The organism is Clostridium sp. AF34-13 (assembly GCF_003477845.1).
In the GTDB taxonomy this organism is placed as follows: domain Bacteria; phylum Bacillota; class Clostridia; order Lachnospirales; family Lachnospiraceae; genus Butyribacter; species Butyribacter intestini.
The window spans coordinates 104,703-121,150 of sequence record NZ_QUEB01000003.1 but is presented as its reverse complement, the minus strand read 5'-3'; the positions used below and the strand labels follow the sequence as shown (position 1 = coordinate 121,150).

The following is a 16,448-nucleotide window of genomic DNA, read 5'->3' as shown; positions in this document are numbered from 1 at the left end:
TATACCGGCAGAATGGAGGATACAATGGCACGTTCATTAAAAAAAGGACCTTTTGCTGATGCCAGCCTTCTTAAGAAGGTAGATGCTCAGGTAGCATCAGGTGACAAGCAGGTTATTAAGACATGGTCTCGTCGTTCCACTATTTACCCATCATTCGTAGGTTTGACATTCGCAGTACATGATGGAAGAAAGCATGTACCTGTTTATGTTACAGAGGATATGGTTGGACACAAACTCGGCGAGTTCGTTTCTACAAGAACTTACAGAGGTCATGGTAAAGACGAAAAGAAGAGATAATATATAAATTGATGATGCTATGTGTGGCACAAGCCACCGTAGCAATTTCACAGAACTTGAAAGGAGGCTTCATCAAATGGCAAAGGGACATAGATCTCAAATAAAGAGAGAGAGAAATGAGAACCAGAAAGACACTAGACCTTCAGCAAAATTATCATACGCTAGAGTATCAGTACAGAAGGCTTGTTATGTGTTAGATGCCATCAGAGGCAAAGATGTAGAGACAGCAATCGGTATTTTAACATACAACCCAAGATATGCTTCAAGCATCATTTTAAAATTATTACAGTCTGCAGTTGCAAATGCTGAAAACAACAATGGAATGAATCCTGCTGATTTATACATTGAAGAGTGTTTCGCAAATAAAGGACCGACAATGAAGAGAATCAGACCAAGAGCTCAGGGTAGAGCTTACCGCATCGAAAAGAGAATGAGCCATATTACAATTATTCTTAACGAGCGTTAATAATTGCATCTGGTCTATGAAAGGAGAATATAATGGGACAGAAAGTTAATCCTCATGGTTTAAGAGTCGGCGTTATCAGTGACTGGGATTCTAATTGGTTTGCAGAGGAGAAATTTGCAGATTACCTTGTAGAAGATTACAAGATTAGAGAGTTCGTAAAGAAGAAGTTATACAGCGCCGGAATTTCAAAAATTGAGATTGAAAGACCTACTGACAAAGTTAGAGTTATTATTCATACAGCTAAGCCTGGTTTCGTAATCGGTAAGGGCGGCGAGGAAATAGAGAAATTAAAGAAAGAGCTTGCAAAAGTTATTGCTAGAAAGACAGCACTTGACATCAAGATCATGGATGTTAAGAACCCTGACAAACACGCTCAGTTAGTAGCTGAGAACATTGCTGCACAGTTAGAGAACCGTGTTTCTTTCCGTCGTGCAATGAAGTCTGCAATGGGTAGAACATTAAAGACTGGTGCAAAGGGTATCAAGGCATCTGTTTCAGGTCGTCTTGGTGGAGCTGATATGGCTCGTACAGAGTTCTACAGCGAAGGTACTATTCCACTTCAGACTTTGCGTGCAGATATTGATTATGGTTTCGCAGAGGCTGACACAACTTATGGTAAAGTTGGTGTTAAGGTATGGATCTACAATGGTGAAGTACTTCCAACAAAGAACAATGCCAAAAAGGAAGGGAGCGATAAATAATGTTAATGCCTAAGAGAGTTAAACATCGTAAGCAGTTCCGCGGTAGAATGACAGGAAAAGCGCTCAGAGGAAATAAGATCACAAATGGTGATTTCGGTATTGTGGCAATGGAGCCGGCTTGGATTAAGTCAAACCAGATTGAAGCAGCCCGTATTGCTATGACACGTTACATCAAGCGTGGTGGTAAAGTTTGGATTAAGATTTTCCCAGATAAGCCGGTAACAAAGACTCCAGCCGAAACTCGAATGGGTAAAGGTAAAGGTGCTCTTGAATATTGGGTAGCAGTAGTTAAACCTGGTCGTGTAATGTTTGAAATTTCAGGTGTATCTGAAGAAGTAGCCAGAGAAGCTTTACGTCTTGCAACACACAAATTACCTGTTAAGTGTAAGATCGTATCTCGTGCAGACTTAGAAGGAGGTGCGGGCAGTGAAGAGTAAGCAGTTTTTAGAGGAATTAAGAAATAAATCTGTTGAAGAATTAAACGCTGATTTAGATGCTGCAAAGAAGGAACTTTTCAATTTAAGATTCCAGAATGCAACAAATCAGTTAGACAATACAAGTAGAATCAAAGAGGTTAAGAGAAATATTGCCAGAATTAAGACAGTGCTCGCAGCACAGAATTAATTTGCATAACTCATTAACATGTTGAACGCAATCAACTTTGAAAGGAGGACACGATCGTGGAGAGAAATCTTAGAAAGACTCGTGTAGGTAAAGTAGTAAGCGATAAGATGGATAAGACAATCGTTGTTGCAATCGTAGATAACGTAAAGCATCCACTTTACAACAAGATCGTCAAGAGAACTTACAAGTTAAAGGCTCATGATGAAGAAAATACATGCAAGATTGGTGATAGAGTCAGAGTAATGGAGACAAGACCTTTATCAAAGGATAAGAGATGGAGACTTGTTGAAGTTATCGAGAGAGCTAAATAATTCATCAATATTATATAGAGCGTATGTAAGACAAGTTAATATATATTCGTGATTGATAACCGCATTATTATGCGGCAGAAAATGGAGGTAAACATGGTACAGCAGGAATCAAGACTTAAAGTAGCTGATAATACAGGTGCTAAAGAACTTCTTTGTATCAGAGTTATGGGTGGTTCAACCAGAAGATATGCCAACATCGGTGATGTCATCGTTGCTTCTGTCAAAGATGCAACACCAGGCGGAGTTGTAAAAAAAGGTGATGTTGTTAAAGCCGTTGTAGTTCGTACAGTAAATAGTACACGCCGTCCTGATGGTTCTTACATCAGATTTGATGAGAATGCAGCAGTAATCATCAAAGATGACAAGACACCAAGAGGAACTCGTATCTTTGGACCAGTCGCTAGAGAATTAAGAGACAAACAGTTCATGAAAATCGTTTCATTAGCACCAGAAGTGTTATAAGGAGGTGTCACACAAAATGGCAACTAGCAAGATTAAAAAGGGCGATACAGTAAGAGTGATCGCTGGTAAAGATAAAGGCAGAGAAGGCAAAGTAAGTTCTGTAAAGAATGGTAAAGTCGTTGTTGAGGGCATCAACCAGGTTACAAAACATGCTAAGCCAAGCCAGGCAAATCCACAGGGTGGTATCGTACAGCAGGATGCAGCAATTGATGTATCAAATGTTATGTATGTTAGCAATGGAAAAGCTTCACGTGTCGGATTCAAGATTGAAGATGGCAAGAAGGTTCGTTATGCAAAAGCAACTGGTGAAGTAATCGACTAATTTCAGAAAGGAGGCAGTTAGCTTTGACTCGTTTAAAAGAGACTTATCAGAATGAGATCGTTAAAGGAATGACCGACAAATTCGGTTATAAAAATGTTATGCAGGTACCAAAGCTCGCAAAGATCGTTATCAACATGGGTATTGGTGAAGCAAAAGAAAATTCAAAAGTTTTAGATGCAGCAGTAGCTGAACTTGAAATCATCGCCGGACAGAAAGTTGTTACAACAAAGGCTAAAAACTCTGTTGCTAACTTCAAAATCAGAGAAGGCATGCCTATCGGATGTAAAGTTACACTCCGTGGCGACAAGATGTATGAGTTCTTAGATCGTCTTGTAAATTTAGCATTACCTCGTGTACGTGACTTTAGAGGTGTAAACCCTAATGCATTTGATGGTAGAGGTAACTATGCACTTGGAATCAAGGAACAGTTAATCTTCCCTGAAATCGAATATGACAAAGTAGACAAAGTAAGAGGTATGGACATTATATTTGTTACTACCGCTGAAACTGATGAAGAGGCTCGTGAATTATTAACACAGTTCGGTATGCCTTTCAAGAAATAAGGAGGTAATTTCATGGCTAAGACTTCTATGAAAGTTAAGCAGCAGCGCAAAGCTAAATTCTCTACAAGAGAGTATAGCCGTTGTAGAATTTGTGGTCGTCCACATGCTTATTTAAGAAAATACGGAATTTGCAGAATCTGCTTCCGTGAGTTAGCTTATAAAGGACAGATTCCAGGCGTGAAGAAAGCAAGCTGGTAAGGAGGTAAACTAAGATGATGACGAGCGATCCTATTGCAGATATGCTTACAAGAATCCGTAATGCAAACACTGCAAAGCATGATACAGTAGATGTACCTGGCTCAAAAATGAAGGTTTCTATCGCTGAAATCCTCAAAAAAGAAGGTTACATTAAGGATTTTGAAATGATAGATGTTGATGGAATCAAGATGATCCACATCACATTAAAATACGGCGCAAACAAGAACGAGAAGATTATTACAGGAATCAAGAGAATTTCTAAACCTGGTCTTCGTGTTTATGCCGGAAAAGATGAACTTCCTAAGGTACTTGGTGGACTTGGTATTGCAATCATTTCTACAAACAAGGGTGTTATGACAGACAAGGAAGCTAGAAAAGAAAATGTTGGCGGCGAGGTTCTTGCATTTGTTTGGTAATCCGGACGATGCAACCCTAAGCTTAATATAAACCGAAAGAAAATATGGAGGTGCGGCATATGTCACGTATCGGAAGAATGCCTATCGCGATACCATCAGGTGTAACTGTTGATATTGCAGAAAATAATAAAGTGACTGTAAAAGGACCAAAGGGAACTCTTGAGAGAGTTTTACCTGCAGAGATGGAAATTAAGAAAGAGGGCGAGGAAGTTATCGTAAACCGTCCAAACGATCTTAAGAAAATGAAATCTTTACATGGTCTTACTAGAACTCTTATCTACAACATGGTTGTAGGTGTTACAGAGGGCTATCAGAAAGAGCTCGAAGTAAACGGTGTTGGTTACAGAGCTCAGAAACAGGGAAAGAAACTTACACTTTCTCTTGGATATTCTCATCCTGTTGAGATGGAAGATCCAGAAGGTCTTGAAGTAATCGTTGAAGGACAGAACAAAATTATCGTTAAAGGTATCGATAAGGAAAAAGTCGGCCAGTACGCAGCTGAAATCAGAGAAAAGAGAGCTCCGGAACCTTATAAGGGTAAAGGAATCAAATACTCTGATGAGGTTATCAGACGTAAAGTTGGTAAGACAGGTAAAAAATAAATTTCGTGAAGGCAAAAGTGAGGATGGTCTTGACAGCAAATGTCATGTTTACATGACAATATTGCTGTGGAGAGCATACGAACGCGCCCGCGAGCGAGGAAATACGAAGTATTTTCGAGCTTTTGTCTGAACAGGCAAACAAAAAAAGTATAAGGAGTGAATATACGATGATTAAAAAGCAGTCAAGAAGTGAAGTTCGTGTGAAGAAACACATGAAGGTTCGTAATCGTTTCTCAGGCACAGCCGAGAGACCTCGTTTAGCTGTATTTAGAAGCAACAATCATATGTACGCTCAGGTTATCGATGATACTGTTGGTAATACTTTGGTATCAGCTTCAACTTTACAGAAAGATGTTAAAGAAGGTTTAGAGAAAACTAACAATGTTGAAGCAGCTGCTAAACTTGGCGAAGTAATCGCAAAGAAAGCATTAGATAAAGGTATTACAACTGTTGTCTTTGATAGAGGCGGTTTCATATATCAGGGTAAGGTTAAAGCTTTAGCTGAAGCAGCAAGAGAAGCAGGATTAGAATTCTAATATTGGTTGGGATTCGTGAATTGATTTAGGAGGAAAACTCATGAAACGTACAATTATTGATGCCAGCCAGTTAGAGCTGGAAGATAATGTAGTAACAATCAAGCGTGTTACCAAAGTAGTTAAAGGTGGACGCAACATGAAATTTACTGCATTAGTAGTAGTTGGCGATAAGAACGGACATGTTGGTGTTGGTCTTGGAAAAGCAACAGAAATTCCTGAAGCTATCCGTAAAGGAAAAGAAGACGCCATCAAGAAACTTGTTGAAGTTCCTATCGACGAGAACGGCAGTGTACCACATGACTTAACAGGTAAGTTTGGTAGTGCATCCGTACTTATTAAGAGAGCTCCGGAAGGTACTGGTATCATCGCAGGTGGTCCAGCCCGTGCCGTACTTGAGCTTGCAGGTTACAAAAACATCCGTACAAAGTCTCTTGGTTCTAACAACAAGCAGAACGTAGTACTTGCAGCAGTAAACGGTCTCAGCAACCTCAAGAGACCTGAAGATGTAGCAAAGGCTCGTGGTATCTCATTGGAGGAACTTTTAGGCTAATTGTTTAAACTGAATGGAGGCTATTATGGCAGATAAGTTAAAGGTTACATTAGTAAAATCTACAATCGGTGCCATTCCAAAACAGCGTGCAACTGTTGAAGCATTAGGCTTAAAGAAAGTAAACAAGACAGTTGAGTTGCCTGACAACGAAGCAGTAAGAGGAATGATCTGGCACGTAAGACACCTTGTTAAGGTCGAAGAAATCTAATATAGATTCGTGAATAAAGAACGCGGTAAGGGGAGAGTTATTTTAAATAACTCACTAGTCCCCTGCGGCGTTCTTTTTATTACAAATATTTTTATAATGAAAAAAGAAAATTATTATAAATGGAATGATGCTTCAATATCTGATATAGAATGGGAACAAATGATGGGGGAAACAGACTTTGAGTATCCAAAGGTTTTTTCATCTTTAGTTCATTTTATTAAGAGTTTGTCGGAAGAGGAAGAAAAGGCTTTTATAAATAAGATAGAAAAACTTGAAATGGAAAATGAAGAAGAAAGAAAAAAGCAATTATTAAACATGAAGAGTTATTTCATAAAAATTGGTGTCAGATGTATGGAAGATAAGTATACAGTCAAAGAAATTAAGCAAAATTTGTATTGCCACATGATTATGATTGTATATGGTTTGCTAAATAGCTAAAATAGTAACAGAGAAAAATCCTTTATTCTAAAATATAGATTTAATAAAAATTTTACTGTACAAACGGGTGGTGTTTGTGGTAAAATATTGAACTGTAGCGAGGGCAATGGCAAGCGGAGCTTGCCGTTAGAAAAAAGCAAGAACAGCTTTTTTCCGAAGTTGTGAAGCTTGCCGTTAGAAAAAAGCAAGAACAGCTTTTTTCCGAAGTTGTGAGGTTTGCCGTTAGAAAAAGGCAAGAACAGCTTTTTTCCGAAGTTGTGAAGTTTGCCGTTAGAAAAAGCAAGAACAGCTTTTTTAACAGTGAGCGTTTTACATTTGCCCGTTAGTGATTTGTGTGGCTGTAGGGTACAGCCCGTAGTTTTAGGAGGTTAAATAATGAATTTATCAGAATTAAGTCCAGCAGCAGGTTCAAAACAGAGCGACAACTTTAGACGTGGTCGTGGTCATGGTTCAGGAAACGGAAAGACAGCAGGTAAGGGTCATAAAGGTCAGAAGGCTCGTTCTGGTGCTCCACGTCCTGGTTTTGAAGGTGGACAGATGCCACTTTACAGACGTATTCCAAAGAGAGGTTTCACAAACATCAACTCTAAGGAAATCGTTGCTATTAATGTTGACAAATTAGAGAAATTTGCAGATGGTGATGTAGTTACAGTTGAAGCATTACTTGAAACTGGTATTATCAGCAATCCTAAGGATGGCGTTAAGATACTTGGAAATGGAGAATTAACTAAGAAGCTTACAGTACAGGTAAACGCATTCAGCAAGAGTGCTGTTGAAAAGATTGAGGCTCTTGGTGGAAAAGCTGAGGTGATCTAAGGATGTTTGAAACAGTCCGTAATGCATTTAAGATCAAAGATTTAAGAAAGAAACTTTTTTATACTTTCTTTGCTTTGATAGTTGTCCGTATTGGTTCACAGCTTCCAGTTCCGGGAGTTAAGTATGAGGCAATCAGGGAGATGTTCAATTCACAGAAATCACTTGATTTCTTTAACCAGTTGACAGGTGGTTCATTTGAGCAGATGTCAATATTTGCGTTGAACATTACACCATACATTACAGCTTCCATTATTATTCAGCTTCTTACGATTGCAATTCCACGCTTAGAGGAATTACACAAAGATGGTGAAGAAGGAAGAAAGAAACTCACAGAGTACACGAGATATGTGACAATAGGACTTTCAGTATTAGAAAGTGCTGCTATGGCTATCGGATTTGGTAACAGCGGATATCTTACTGACGATAAGATTACATTCACATCAGTTTCAGTCATCATTGTATCATTGACAGCAGGTTCTGCTTTCTTAATGTGGTTAGGTGAGCAGATTACTGAAAAGGGTGTAGGAAACGGTATATCTATTATCCTTTTATACAACATCGTATCAAGACTGCCAAACGATATGGCGAATCTCTACGAGAAGTTTATAAAGGGTGCGACTACAGTAACAAATGGTTTATTGGGAGCTGTTATAATCTTAGCTGTCTTACTTGGAATGGTTGTATTTATCATTATTCTTTCAGATGGTGAGAGAAGAATCAGCGTACAGTATTCAAAGAAGACACAGGGAAGAAAACTTGTAGGTGGACAATCTTCACATATTCCGCTTAAAGTAAACACAGCAGGTGTTATCCCGGTAATCTTTGCAGGTTCACTTTTTTCAATGCCTATTGTTATTGCAGGATTTGCAGGTATTCAGCCGGCATCAGGTGCAGGTGCTTCATTTGGACAGAAGATATTGAAGGTATTAAACCAGAACTCATGGTGCAACTTTGACAGCTTAGGCGAGTTCAAATACACAATTGGTCTTGTTGTTTATATAGTATTGCTTATATTCTTTGCATACTTCTATACTTCAATAACATTCAATCCACAGGAGATTGCGATGAACATGAAGAAACAGGGTGGTTTCATTCCTGGAATCAGACCTGGAAAGCCAACGACTGATTATCTTACAAAGATTCTTAACAGCATCATTTTGCTCGGTGCAATTGGATTATCATTCGTAGCAGTAGTACCTATTTTCTTCTCAGGTGCGTTTGGTGCAAATGTATCATTCGGTGGAACATCACTTATCATTATTGTAGGTGTTGTACTTGAGACATTGAAGCAGGTAGAATCGCAGATGTTAGTTCGTCATTATAGAGGATTCATCAGTGAGTAATGTTAGGTCTGTAAAGTAACAGAGTTGTTACTGATGCAAAGACATCGTACTTATAAATATAAAGTCATACATTCAGGTGATATACCGTCTGTTATACAGAGGGATGTTACCGTATGTGTGGCTTTTTCTTTTTTATTGTATAGGAAAATGCTCGTAATGTAGTGTGGCACCAACAAGAATTGCAAAGCAATTCTTGCAGGAGCAAAACGCTGGTTTTGCTCTTTTTTAAGTGAAAAAGTAGTGGATATTTTGCTATTAGGGTGTTAGAATATTTATTACTAATAACAACCTAAAAAGAAAGGGAATACAAAAATGAAAAGAAATTGCTTTAAAAAAACAAATTTAAAACGATATATTGCACTTATTCTTGTATTTGCCTTGACATTTCAGACAGGCATAAAATATACAAATGCAAATGAATCTCAAGAAACACAGGTGCACACTGCCTATAAGGTAAGGGATATGTATAATATGGCAATACCTATCAGGTTTGATGGTGAGGATGAGTATTTAAATGAGAAAGTAACAGAAACAAATGATATTACAAACATAGAACTCATTGATAATACATATAATAAGTCTGAATATTCTGCGCGTGAATATTATAGAGCAGTATCTAATCAGACATTAAATTTAAGAACGGTTTACCTTTCAGAAAATGATAACAAATTTACATCTATAAAGCTTGCTCACACCAGAGGATATTATTCACCAAAGACAGATGAGAATCCAGAGGGTTATACTACAGACAAAGAGTATAGAAGATTAGAGCTTTTAAGGGATTGGAGTAATAAAGTACAGGAGGCAGTAGATAACGGTGCAAAATTAAAAAATATGGCTGGTGAGGAAATTGGCTTTGATAAGCTTGACTCAGACAACGACGGTTATATTGATGCCATTACCGTTTTGTTTACACCGACTGATGCAAAGTATGCAAGTTCCTGGGATGGAGGGACTATACCTCTATGGGCTTATCATACGATAAATAATCGTATCACTATTAAAACAGCTAAAGGGACATTGACAAGCAACAGATATAATCAGGCTCCAATTCAGAATGACCCGGTGAGTATTTATAAAGAAGCCGGAAGCGATATATATTTTGTAAATAATAAAACGCTTATTCATGAGATGGGACATATATTTGGTTTATTAGATCTTTATACAGCTTCGGGAAAAAGTGAACCGGTGTGTTTTATGTCGGCTATGGCGAAAGCATTGTCTCCGGTCGTGCAGTTTATGACATCCCGTGAAAGAGAGGCGGTGGGATGGCTCGATGCAGATAATATTACACCTATTACAAAGGCAGGTGAATATACACTTCCGCCGACAAAGGATAAAAGACAGGATGGGACGGTGGCATATACATTGGAACTTCCTAATAATCATAAACTATATCTGGAGTATCGCTATGTGGATGATAGAGAAATAAACAGATTTGATTTAAATGCCCAAAATCGTAAAATATATAATTTACTTGGAAATTATGTGTCTGCAAATGGACTAAACAAATCCGGGCTTCTTGTTTGTGATTCTGATATGAGTGTTAGATTTCCTAAAAATTTAAGTGGTGTGACACAATTATCTGCAATAGGCGGACAATATAACACAAGAATTGATGCACCAATGTCAGTTGGAGAAGACATAACATACGGTGGATACACAATATCCGTAACAGAGCTTACAAAAGAAAAAATAACATTTAATGTAAGTGGAAAGGAAATAGATGGCGAGCAACCGACAGAGCAGCCTGAAAATACTGGGAAACCGACAGCAAACGGTATTACATTATTAGCACCGTCAGAAGTTGGTGGAAATCTTCAGATGACTGCCGTACGAGGAAGTCAGATTCAGTTCCTTGCACAGATAAACGGAAAGAAAATATCAGATGGAGACATAAGGTGGAATGTAAGTGGAGAAACAGCAGCGGACACAGAAATTGACTATGAGACAGGACTGCTTAAAATAGGGGCATTTGAATCACCGACAAGTGTGTTGAAAGTAGTTGGGAAGTCTGAAAAAAATGATGAAAAAACGATAACGATAAATGTAAATGTAAAACTTGGAACAAAGACATATTCAGTAACATATCTTCCAGGAAATGATGTGGTTGGAAGTGTCGAGTCAATAAGCAAATTGCAAGATACATCACTGAACTTAAAAGCTGCATTATATACAAAAACAGGATATACTCAGACAGGCTGGTCGCGCAGTGAGGGTGGCGAAAAGACATATGATTTAAATGGTGAATATAAAGAAAACGAAGCTATTAAATTATATCCGTATTGGTCAAAATCAGAGAAACCAACGGAAACGGCGAGTGCAAAACCAAGTCAGACAGAGAAACCAACAGAAACAGCGAGTGCAAAGCCAGGTCAGACAGAGAAACCAACGGAAACAGCGAGTGCAAAACCAGGTCAGACAGAGAAACCAACGGAAACGGCGAGTGCGAAACCAGGTCAGACAGAGAAACCAACGGAAACGGCGAGTGCAAAGCCAAGTCAGACAGAGAAACCAACAGAAATAGCGAGTGCAAAGCCGGGTCAGACAGAGAAACCAGCGGAAACAGCGAGTGCAAAACCAGGTCAGACAGAGAAACCAACGGAAACAGCGAGTGCAAAGCCAGGTCAGACAGAGAAACCAACAGAAATAGCGAGTGCAAAGCCAGGTCAGACAGAGAAACCAACAGAAATAGCGAGTGCAAAGCCAGGTCAGACAGAGAAACCAACAGAAATAGCGAGTGCAAAGCCAGGTCAGACAGAGAAACCAACAGAAATAGCGAGTGCAAAGCCAGGTCAGACAGAGAAACCAACAGAAATAGCGAGTGCAAAGCCAGGTCAGACAGAGAAACCAACAGAAATAGCGAGTGCAAAGCCAGGTCAGACAGAGAAAGCAACGGAAACAGCGAGTGCAAAACCAGGTCAGACAGAGAAACCAACGGAAACAGTGAGTGCAAAGCCAAGTCAGACAGAGAAACCAACGGAAACAGCAAGTGCAAAGCCGGGTCAGACAGAGAAACCAACGGAAACAGCAAGTGCAAAGCCAAGTCAGACAGAGAAACCAGCGGAAACAGCGAGTGCAAAGCCAAGTCAGACAGAGAAACCAGCGGAAACAGCGAGTGCAAAGCCAGGTCAGACGGCAGAACCAACAGAAACATCAGAGCCGAATGAAACCACAACTCCAACGGTGTCGCCGAACAGTATGGTTAAAGTGAACAAAACTTCAGTTGTACTGTATCTGCCGAAATATAAAACATTTACTTTGATAGCTAAGGTAGACGGGAAAGCGGTTAAAGCGAATTTCAAAAGCAGTAATCCGAAAATAGTAAAAGTTAATGCAGCAGGGAAACTTACGGCGGTAAAGTCCGGAAAAGCAGTAGTTAAAGTTACGGTTAATGGAAAGAAATTTATATGTAAGGTCACGGTGAAAAAAATATCACTTAAGATAAAACCGGTTAAGAGAACGCTTTATCTGAAAGGCAATAAGAGTATTCGTTTAAAAACGATAGTAACAGGTCCGTACAGGAAAGTCCGGTATAAAAGCAGTAATAAAAATATCGTAAAAGTGAACGGTAAAGGAAAAGTGACCGCAGTAAGAAAGGGAAAGGCAAAGATAACTGTTACAGCTAACGGAATAAAGAAAAAATGCAGGATAACCGTATTGTCAGTAAAACGAAAAAAGCATAAAGGATAAGTGAAATGTATAAAAATGTGGAAAAAATCACATAAATATCAATTATTTTTGGCAGACAAGACAGATAAACTTTTGGGCATTGCTTTTAACAGGTTGTACGGAAATGAGGAAACAAAATGAACATAATAGAGATAAAAGATTTTGAAGCAAAAGAACTTGATATATATGCAAGATTGTCTGAGGGACAGCTTTTAAACAGAGCAAAGCCTGATAAGGGAATATTTATAGCGGAAAGTCCGAAAGTAATAGAGAGGGCGCTTGATGCAGGATATGAGCCGATTTCATGTCTTATTGAGAAAAAACATATTGAGGGCGAGGGGAAAGTTGTATTGGAAAAGTGCGACAGGATATATCAAAACAGAAAAATATATTCAGATGCAGAAAAACAGGAAAATCTTGTTTTGAAAAACAACAGAGAAAATACGGTATCAGAAGAAAAATATGCCTTAAAAAGTACCGGATACAAAGAAAAAGATATATATGGATTTCCAGTATATACGGCAGAATTTGGGATTCTCACAAAACTCACGGGATTTAAACTAACGAGAGGAATGTTGTGTGCGATGCACCGCAGACAACTTCCGGCACTTGAAGAAATCTGCAAGGATGCAAGGCGGATAGCTGTTCTTGAAAATGTAATGAATCCGACAAATGTGGGGGCTATATTCCGCTCAGCGGCGGCACTCAATATAGATGCGGTAATACTGACAAACGGCAGCAGTAATCCTTTGTATCGCAGAGCTGCAAGAGTGAGCATGGGAACAGTCTTTCAGATACCGTGGACATTTGTAAATATATCAGATGATGACAATGGAGAGAGTTATATAAAAAGACTTCACAGCCTCGGATTTAAAACAGCGGCAATGGCACTTGATGATAATTCTGTAAGCATAGATGATAAAGATGTAGTATCAGAAGAAAAACTTGCGATAATTCTCGGAACGGAGGGTGACGGACTTTTACAGAGTACAATATCTGAGAGTGATTATACTGTCAGGATACCAATGTCACATGGAGTCGATTCGCTAAATGTTGCGGCGGCAAGTGCAGTAGTATTTTGGGCTGTTGCCCATTCACAAGTTTAACATAGCTGTCAGGCGGTGCTTTGCAAACAAAAGATTATGCTGCACTGATGTGCAGCTATAAATGAGTTTATACCAAACGGTCAGATGGTATTTGGCAGACTAAAGTTTATTTGTTGAAAATAATTAAATAATTGACATGGTAATGTAACAGTTCAGCCATAAAAAATAATTGACAATACTTGAGCTTGCTCATTGTATTGTTGATTATCTTTTTATGGTAGAATAGCCTTTCATTTCTGAAATGAAATAAACCAAAGCTGCGAAGCAGCGACTGACAGCTTGCTGGCAGGTTTATGAATTGAAGAAATAAAAGGCTGAACTTTTACATGGTAAGAGCAGAGTCAAAAAATTTGTATTGAAATAACTGACAATTTAGGATAGAATATATATTGAGCGTTCTTTGAATAAAAATTTTATGTTCAGAGATGATAACAGTTGATAGCAATAAAATTGATGCAAAGTAACATAACTGTTACGATGTGAAATACACGATATGTGTATAGTATGGCAAATTTAATATCATTCATGCAGTATAAAACACATGAATGTAAAAAACTGATTTTTTGAGAGGAGAACAAAATATGAAGATTATTATGTTAGGTGCACCTGGAGCAGGTAAAGGAACACACGCAAAGAAGATTACTGAAAAATTTGGTATTCCGGCTATTTCTACAGGAGATATTTTTAGAGAAAATATCAAAAACGGTACGGAGCTTGGAAAGAAGGCTAAAGAGTATATGGATGCAGGAAATCTTGTACCGGATGAACTTGTATGTGACCTTGTTGTAGACCGCCTCAAACAGGATGATTGCAAAAATGGATATATTCTTGACGGATTTCCAAGAACAATTCCTCAGGCAGAAGCACTTACAGCGGCACTTGCAAAGGATGACGATGCCATCGATTATGCACTTGAGATTTTCCTCGAGGATCAGGCTATTATAGACAGAATGAGCGGAAGAAGAGTCTGTAAGTCTTGTGGAGCAACATATCATGTAGTAAATATTCCTCCAAAAACAGAGGGAGTATGTGATGAATGCGATGGCGAGCTTATTGTAAGAGATGATGACGCTCCGGAGACTGTTAAAAAGAGACTTGATGTATATCATGAGCAGACAGCTCCACTTATTGATTACTATAAGAAACAGGGAATCTTAAAAGTTATTGATGGTTCAAAGGGACTTGATACCTGTTTTGAGGAGATTTGCGGAATTCTTGAGGGATGATTTTAGAAAAATTGAAATCCCCATAAAATGATGCATGGGGTTCAAAAGGTATTTTGCCATGAGTTTATACCACGGATTGATTTATTTTTATCCGATTTTGAACCTTGCATCATATAAAATAAAGAATTGTAGTATTTATAGCATAACGGACACTATATGTGCATGATATAAATTGTCTCAATATCAAAAAAATAAAGAAAGAAGGCACATTAACATTATGGCAGTAACAATTAAATCAGAACATGAAATTGAATTGATGCGTGAGGCAGGAAGGATTCTTGCGATAGTTCATGACGAACTTGCAAAGATTATCCGTCCAGGTGTAAGTACATTTGAGATTAACAGAAAATGTGAAGAAATCATAAGAAGTTATGACTGTATCCCATCATTCCTTAATTATCAGGGATTTCCGGCATCTGTGTGTACATCAATAAATGAGCAGGTAGTACATGGAATTCCGGATAAGAAAAACATTCTTAAAGACGGAGACATCATCAGTCTTGATACGGGTGTTATTTATAAAGGTTATCAGTCTGATGCGGCGCGTACTCATGCAGTAGGTGAGATTTCACCTGAGGATCAGAAACTGATTGATGTTACAAAGCAGAGTTTCTTTGAGGGAATGAAGATGGCGAAAGCCGGAAATCATCTCTATGATATTTCAAAGGCAATTCAGGATTATGCTGAGTCAAACGGTTTCTCAGTTGTAAGAGAGATGGTAGGTCACGGCATAGGAAAAGAGATGCACGAAGAACCACAGATACCAAACTTTAAACCAATCGGCAGAGGAATGAAGCTTCGTGCCGGCATGACATTTGCAGTTGAGCCTATGATAAACAGAGGAAAGAAAGAAATCTGGATACTTGACGATGGTTGGACTTGTGTCACAAGAGACGGTATGAATTCAGCACATTATGAAAATACACTTCTTATAACAGAAGGAGAGCCGGAACTTTTATCATACAATAAGGATCTGGTATAAGATTTGAAGTTATAAATAGGGTCAGGCAGCGATGCAGAAAATATCATGTCACTGTTTAGAATATAATAAAACAGCGGCAGGTAACCGATACAGCATATGTTAAGGTTCGTATCATTGTCTGACTTAAAATAAGTAAAAAAATTGCCGATTATTTTATAGGCAGGTTATAGAAAATGTTTACTGTTTGATGATGGATTTAATATTTGCCATAAACAGTAACAATAAATGATTTATCAAGACGGAGGTTATTTATGTCTAAAGAAGATGTTATTGAAATTGAAGGAATTGTAGTTGAGAAGCTTCCAAATGCCATGTTTAAGGTAGAACTTGAAAATGGTCATCAGGTGCTTGCACATATCAGCGGAAAGCTCAGAAAGAACTTTATCCGTATATTGCCGGGAGATAAGGTTACAATGGAAATGTCACCATATGACCTTACAAAGGGACGCATCACATGGAGAGATAAATAAGATTAGGGTTAAAGACAAATCATGGTGGTTTGTCTTTTTGTTTATTTTAATTAGATATTTGCACAATTTAATTCCATATATATATGATAGTTTTGCAAACATCTAAGTATAAAAATATAAGGAAGTACAATTAGAACAG

23 protein-coding genes are annotated in these 16,448 nt (G+C 38.3%); all 23 read left to right on the top strand.

Features of this window, described 5'->3' with window-relative positions:
- Nucleotides 1–24: 24 nt before the first annotated feature.
- The 23 genes from rpsS (at nt 25) to infA (ending at nt 16,309) form a co-directional block, all read left to right on the top strand.
- Nucleotides 25–297 carry a 30S ribosomal protein S19 gene (gene rpsS, locus DWZ63_RS03860; protein WP_022014862.1) on the top strand — a complete coding sequence of 91 codons (273 nt, stop codon included), beginning with the start codon at nt 25–27 and terminating at the stop codon, nt 295–297.
- Nucleotides 298–373: 76 nt separating this feature from the next.
- Entirely contained in the window at nt 374–763 is a 390-nt protein-coding gene (rplV, locus tag DWZ63_RS03855; protein WP_022014863.1) for a 50S ribosomal protein L22, read from the top strand.
- Nucleotides 764–795: 32 nt separating this feature from the next.
- Nucleotides 796–1,464, top strand: coding sequence for a 30S ribosomal protein S3 (rpsC, locus tag DWZ63_RS03850; RefSeq protein ID WP_022014864.1), 669 nt, complete (start codon nt 796–798; stop codon nt 1,462–1,464).
- Nucleotides 1,464–1,901 carry a 50S ribosomal protein L16 gene (gene rplP / locus DWZ63_RS03845; protein ID WP_022014865.1) on the top strand — a complete coding sequence of 146 codons (438 nt, stop codon included), beginning with the start codon at nt 1,464–1,466 and terminating at the stop codon, nt 1,899–1,901. Before rpsC ends, rplP begins: the two co-directional genes overlap by 1 nt.
- A complete protein-coding gene (rpmC, locus tag DWZ63_RS03840) occupies nt 1,891–2,088 on the top strand; it encodes a 50S ribosomal protein L29 (RefSeq protein ID WP_022014866.1) in 198 nt (65 codons plus the stop codon). Before rplP ends, rpmC begins: the two co-directional genes overlap by 11 nt.
- A gap of 53 nt (nt 2,089–2,141) precedes the next feature.
- On the top strand, nt 2,142–2,399 hold the full coding sequence (rpsQ, locus tag DWZ63_RS03835) for a 30S ribosomal protein S17 (RefSeq protein WP_082440773.1): 258 nt from the start codon (nt 2,142–2,144) through the stop codon (nt 2,397–2,399).
- Nucleotides 2,400–2,492: 93 nt separating this feature from the next.
- The gene (gene rplN / locus DWZ63_RS03830) at nt 2,493–2,861 is read left to right on the top strand and encodes a 50S ribosomal protein L14 (RefSeq protein ID WP_022014868.1); all 369 of its coding nucleotides are present in this window, start codon (nt 2,493–2,495) and stop codon (nt 2,859–2,861) included.
- A 16-nt stretch (nt 2,862–2,877) separates the two neighbouring features.
- On the top strand, nt 2,878–3,183 hold the full coding sequence (rplX, locus tag DWZ63_RS03825) for a 50S ribosomal protein L24 (RefSeq protein WP_022014869.1): 306 nt from the start codon (nt 2,878–2,880) through the stop codon (nt 3,181–3,183).
- A 23-nt stretch (nt 3,184–3,206) separates the two neighbouring features.
- Entirely contained in the window at nt 3,207–3,746 is a 540-nt protein-coding gene (rplE, locus tag DWZ63_RS03820) for a 50S ribosomal protein L5 (RefSeq protein WP_022014870.1), read from the top strand.
- A 12-nt stretch (nt 3,747–3,758) separates the two neighbouring features.
- On the top strand, nt 3,759–3,944 hold the full coding sequence (locus tag DWZ63_RS03815; protein ID WP_022014871.1) for a type Z 30S ribosomal protein S14: 186 nt from the start codon (nt 3,759–3,761) through the stop codon (nt 3,942–3,944).
- A gap of 14 nt (nt 3,945–3,958) precedes the next feature.
- A complete protein-coding gene (gene rpsH / locus DWZ63_RS03810) occupies nt 3,959–4,360 on the top strand; it encodes a 30S ribosomal protein S8 (protein ID WP_022014872.1) in 402 nt (133 codons plus the stop codon).
- Between the two features lie 59 nt (nt 4,361–4,419).
- The gene (gene rplF, locus DWZ63_RS03805; protein ID WP_022224482.1) at nt 4,420–4,962 is read left to right on the top strand and encodes a 50S ribosomal protein L6; all 543 of its coding nucleotides are present in this window, start codon (nt 4,420–4,422) and stop codon (nt 4,960–4,962) included.
- 167 nt (nt 4,963–5,129) lie between these two features.
- Entirely contained in the window at nt 5,130–5,498 is a 369-nt protein-coding gene (rplR, locus tag DWZ63_RS03800) for a 50S ribosomal protein L18 (protein ID WP_022014874.1), read from the top strand.
- A gap of 40 nt (nt 5,499–5,538) precedes the next feature.
- Nucleotides 5,539–6,048 (top strand): 30S ribosomal protein S5, encoded by a 510-nt coding sequence (gene rpsE, locus DWZ63_RS03795; RefSeq protein WP_022014875.1) that lies wholly within the window; start codon nt 5,539–5,541, stop codon nt 6,046–6,048.
- Between the two features lie 25 nt (nt 6,049–6,073).
- Nucleotides 6,074–6,256, top strand: coding sequence for a 50S ribosomal protein L30 (rpmD, locus tag DWZ63_RS03790; RefSeq protein ID WP_022014876.1), 183 nt, complete (start codon nt 6,074–6,076; stop codon nt 6,254–6,256).
- Between the two features lie 9 nt (nt 6,257–6,265).
- Nucleotides 6,266–6,694 carry a hypothetical protein gene (locus DWZ63_RS03785; RefSeq protein WP_055945170.1) on the top strand — a complete coding sequence of 143 codons (429 nt, stop codon included), beginning with the start codon at nt 6,266–6,268 and terminating at the stop codon, nt 6,692–6,694.
- 375 nt (nt 6,695–7,069) lie between these two features.
- Entirely contained in the window at nt 7,070–7,510 is a 441-nt protein-coding gene (gene rplO, locus DWZ63_RS03780) for a 50S ribosomal protein L15 (RefSeq protein ID WP_022014878.1), read from the top strand.
- A 2-nt stretch (nt 7,511–7,512) separates the two neighbouring features.
- Nucleotides 7,513–8,853, top strand: a complete 1,341-nt coding sequence (secY, locus tag DWZ63_RS03775; RefSeq protein ID WP_022014879.1) for a preprotein translocase subunit SecY — start codon at nt 7,513–7,515, stop codon at nt 8,851–8,853.
- A gap of 312 nt (nt 8,854–9,165) precedes the next feature.
- Complete coding sequence (locus DWZ63_RS03770) at nt 9,166–12,546, top strand: Ig-like domain-containing protein (protein WP_118498769.1); 3,381 nt, start codon at nt 9,166–9,168, stop codon at nt 12,544–12,546.
- A 116-nt stretch (nt 12,547–12,662) separates the two neighbouring features.
- A complete protein-coding gene (locus tag DWZ63_RS15915) occupies nt 12,663–13,631 on the top strand; it encodes an RNA methyltransferase (RefSeq protein WP_055945164.1) in 969 nt (322 codons plus the stop codon).
- A gap of 581 nt (nt 13,632–14,212) precedes the next feature.
- Nucleotides 14,213–14,857, top strand: coding sequence for an adenylate kinase (locus DWZ63_RS03755; protein WP_055945161.1), 645 nt, complete (start codon nt 14,213–14,215; stop codon nt 14,855–14,857).
- A gap of 217 nt (nt 14,858–15,074) precedes the next feature.
- Nucleotides 15,075–15,839 (top strand): type I methionyl aminopeptidase, encoded by a 765-nt coding sequence (gene map, locus DWZ63_RS03750; RefSeq protein ID WP_055945159.1) that lies wholly within the window; start codon nt 15,075–15,077, stop codon nt 15,837–15,839.
- A gap of 251 nt (nt 15,840–16,090) precedes the next feature.
- Complete coding sequence (infA, locus tag DWZ63_RS03745) at nt 16,091–16,309, top strand: translation initiation factor IF-1 (RefSeq protein ID WP_022013568.1); 219 nt, start codon at nt 16,091–16,093, stop codon at nt 16,307–16,309.
- Nucleotides 16,310–16,448: the final 139 nt, after the last annotated feature.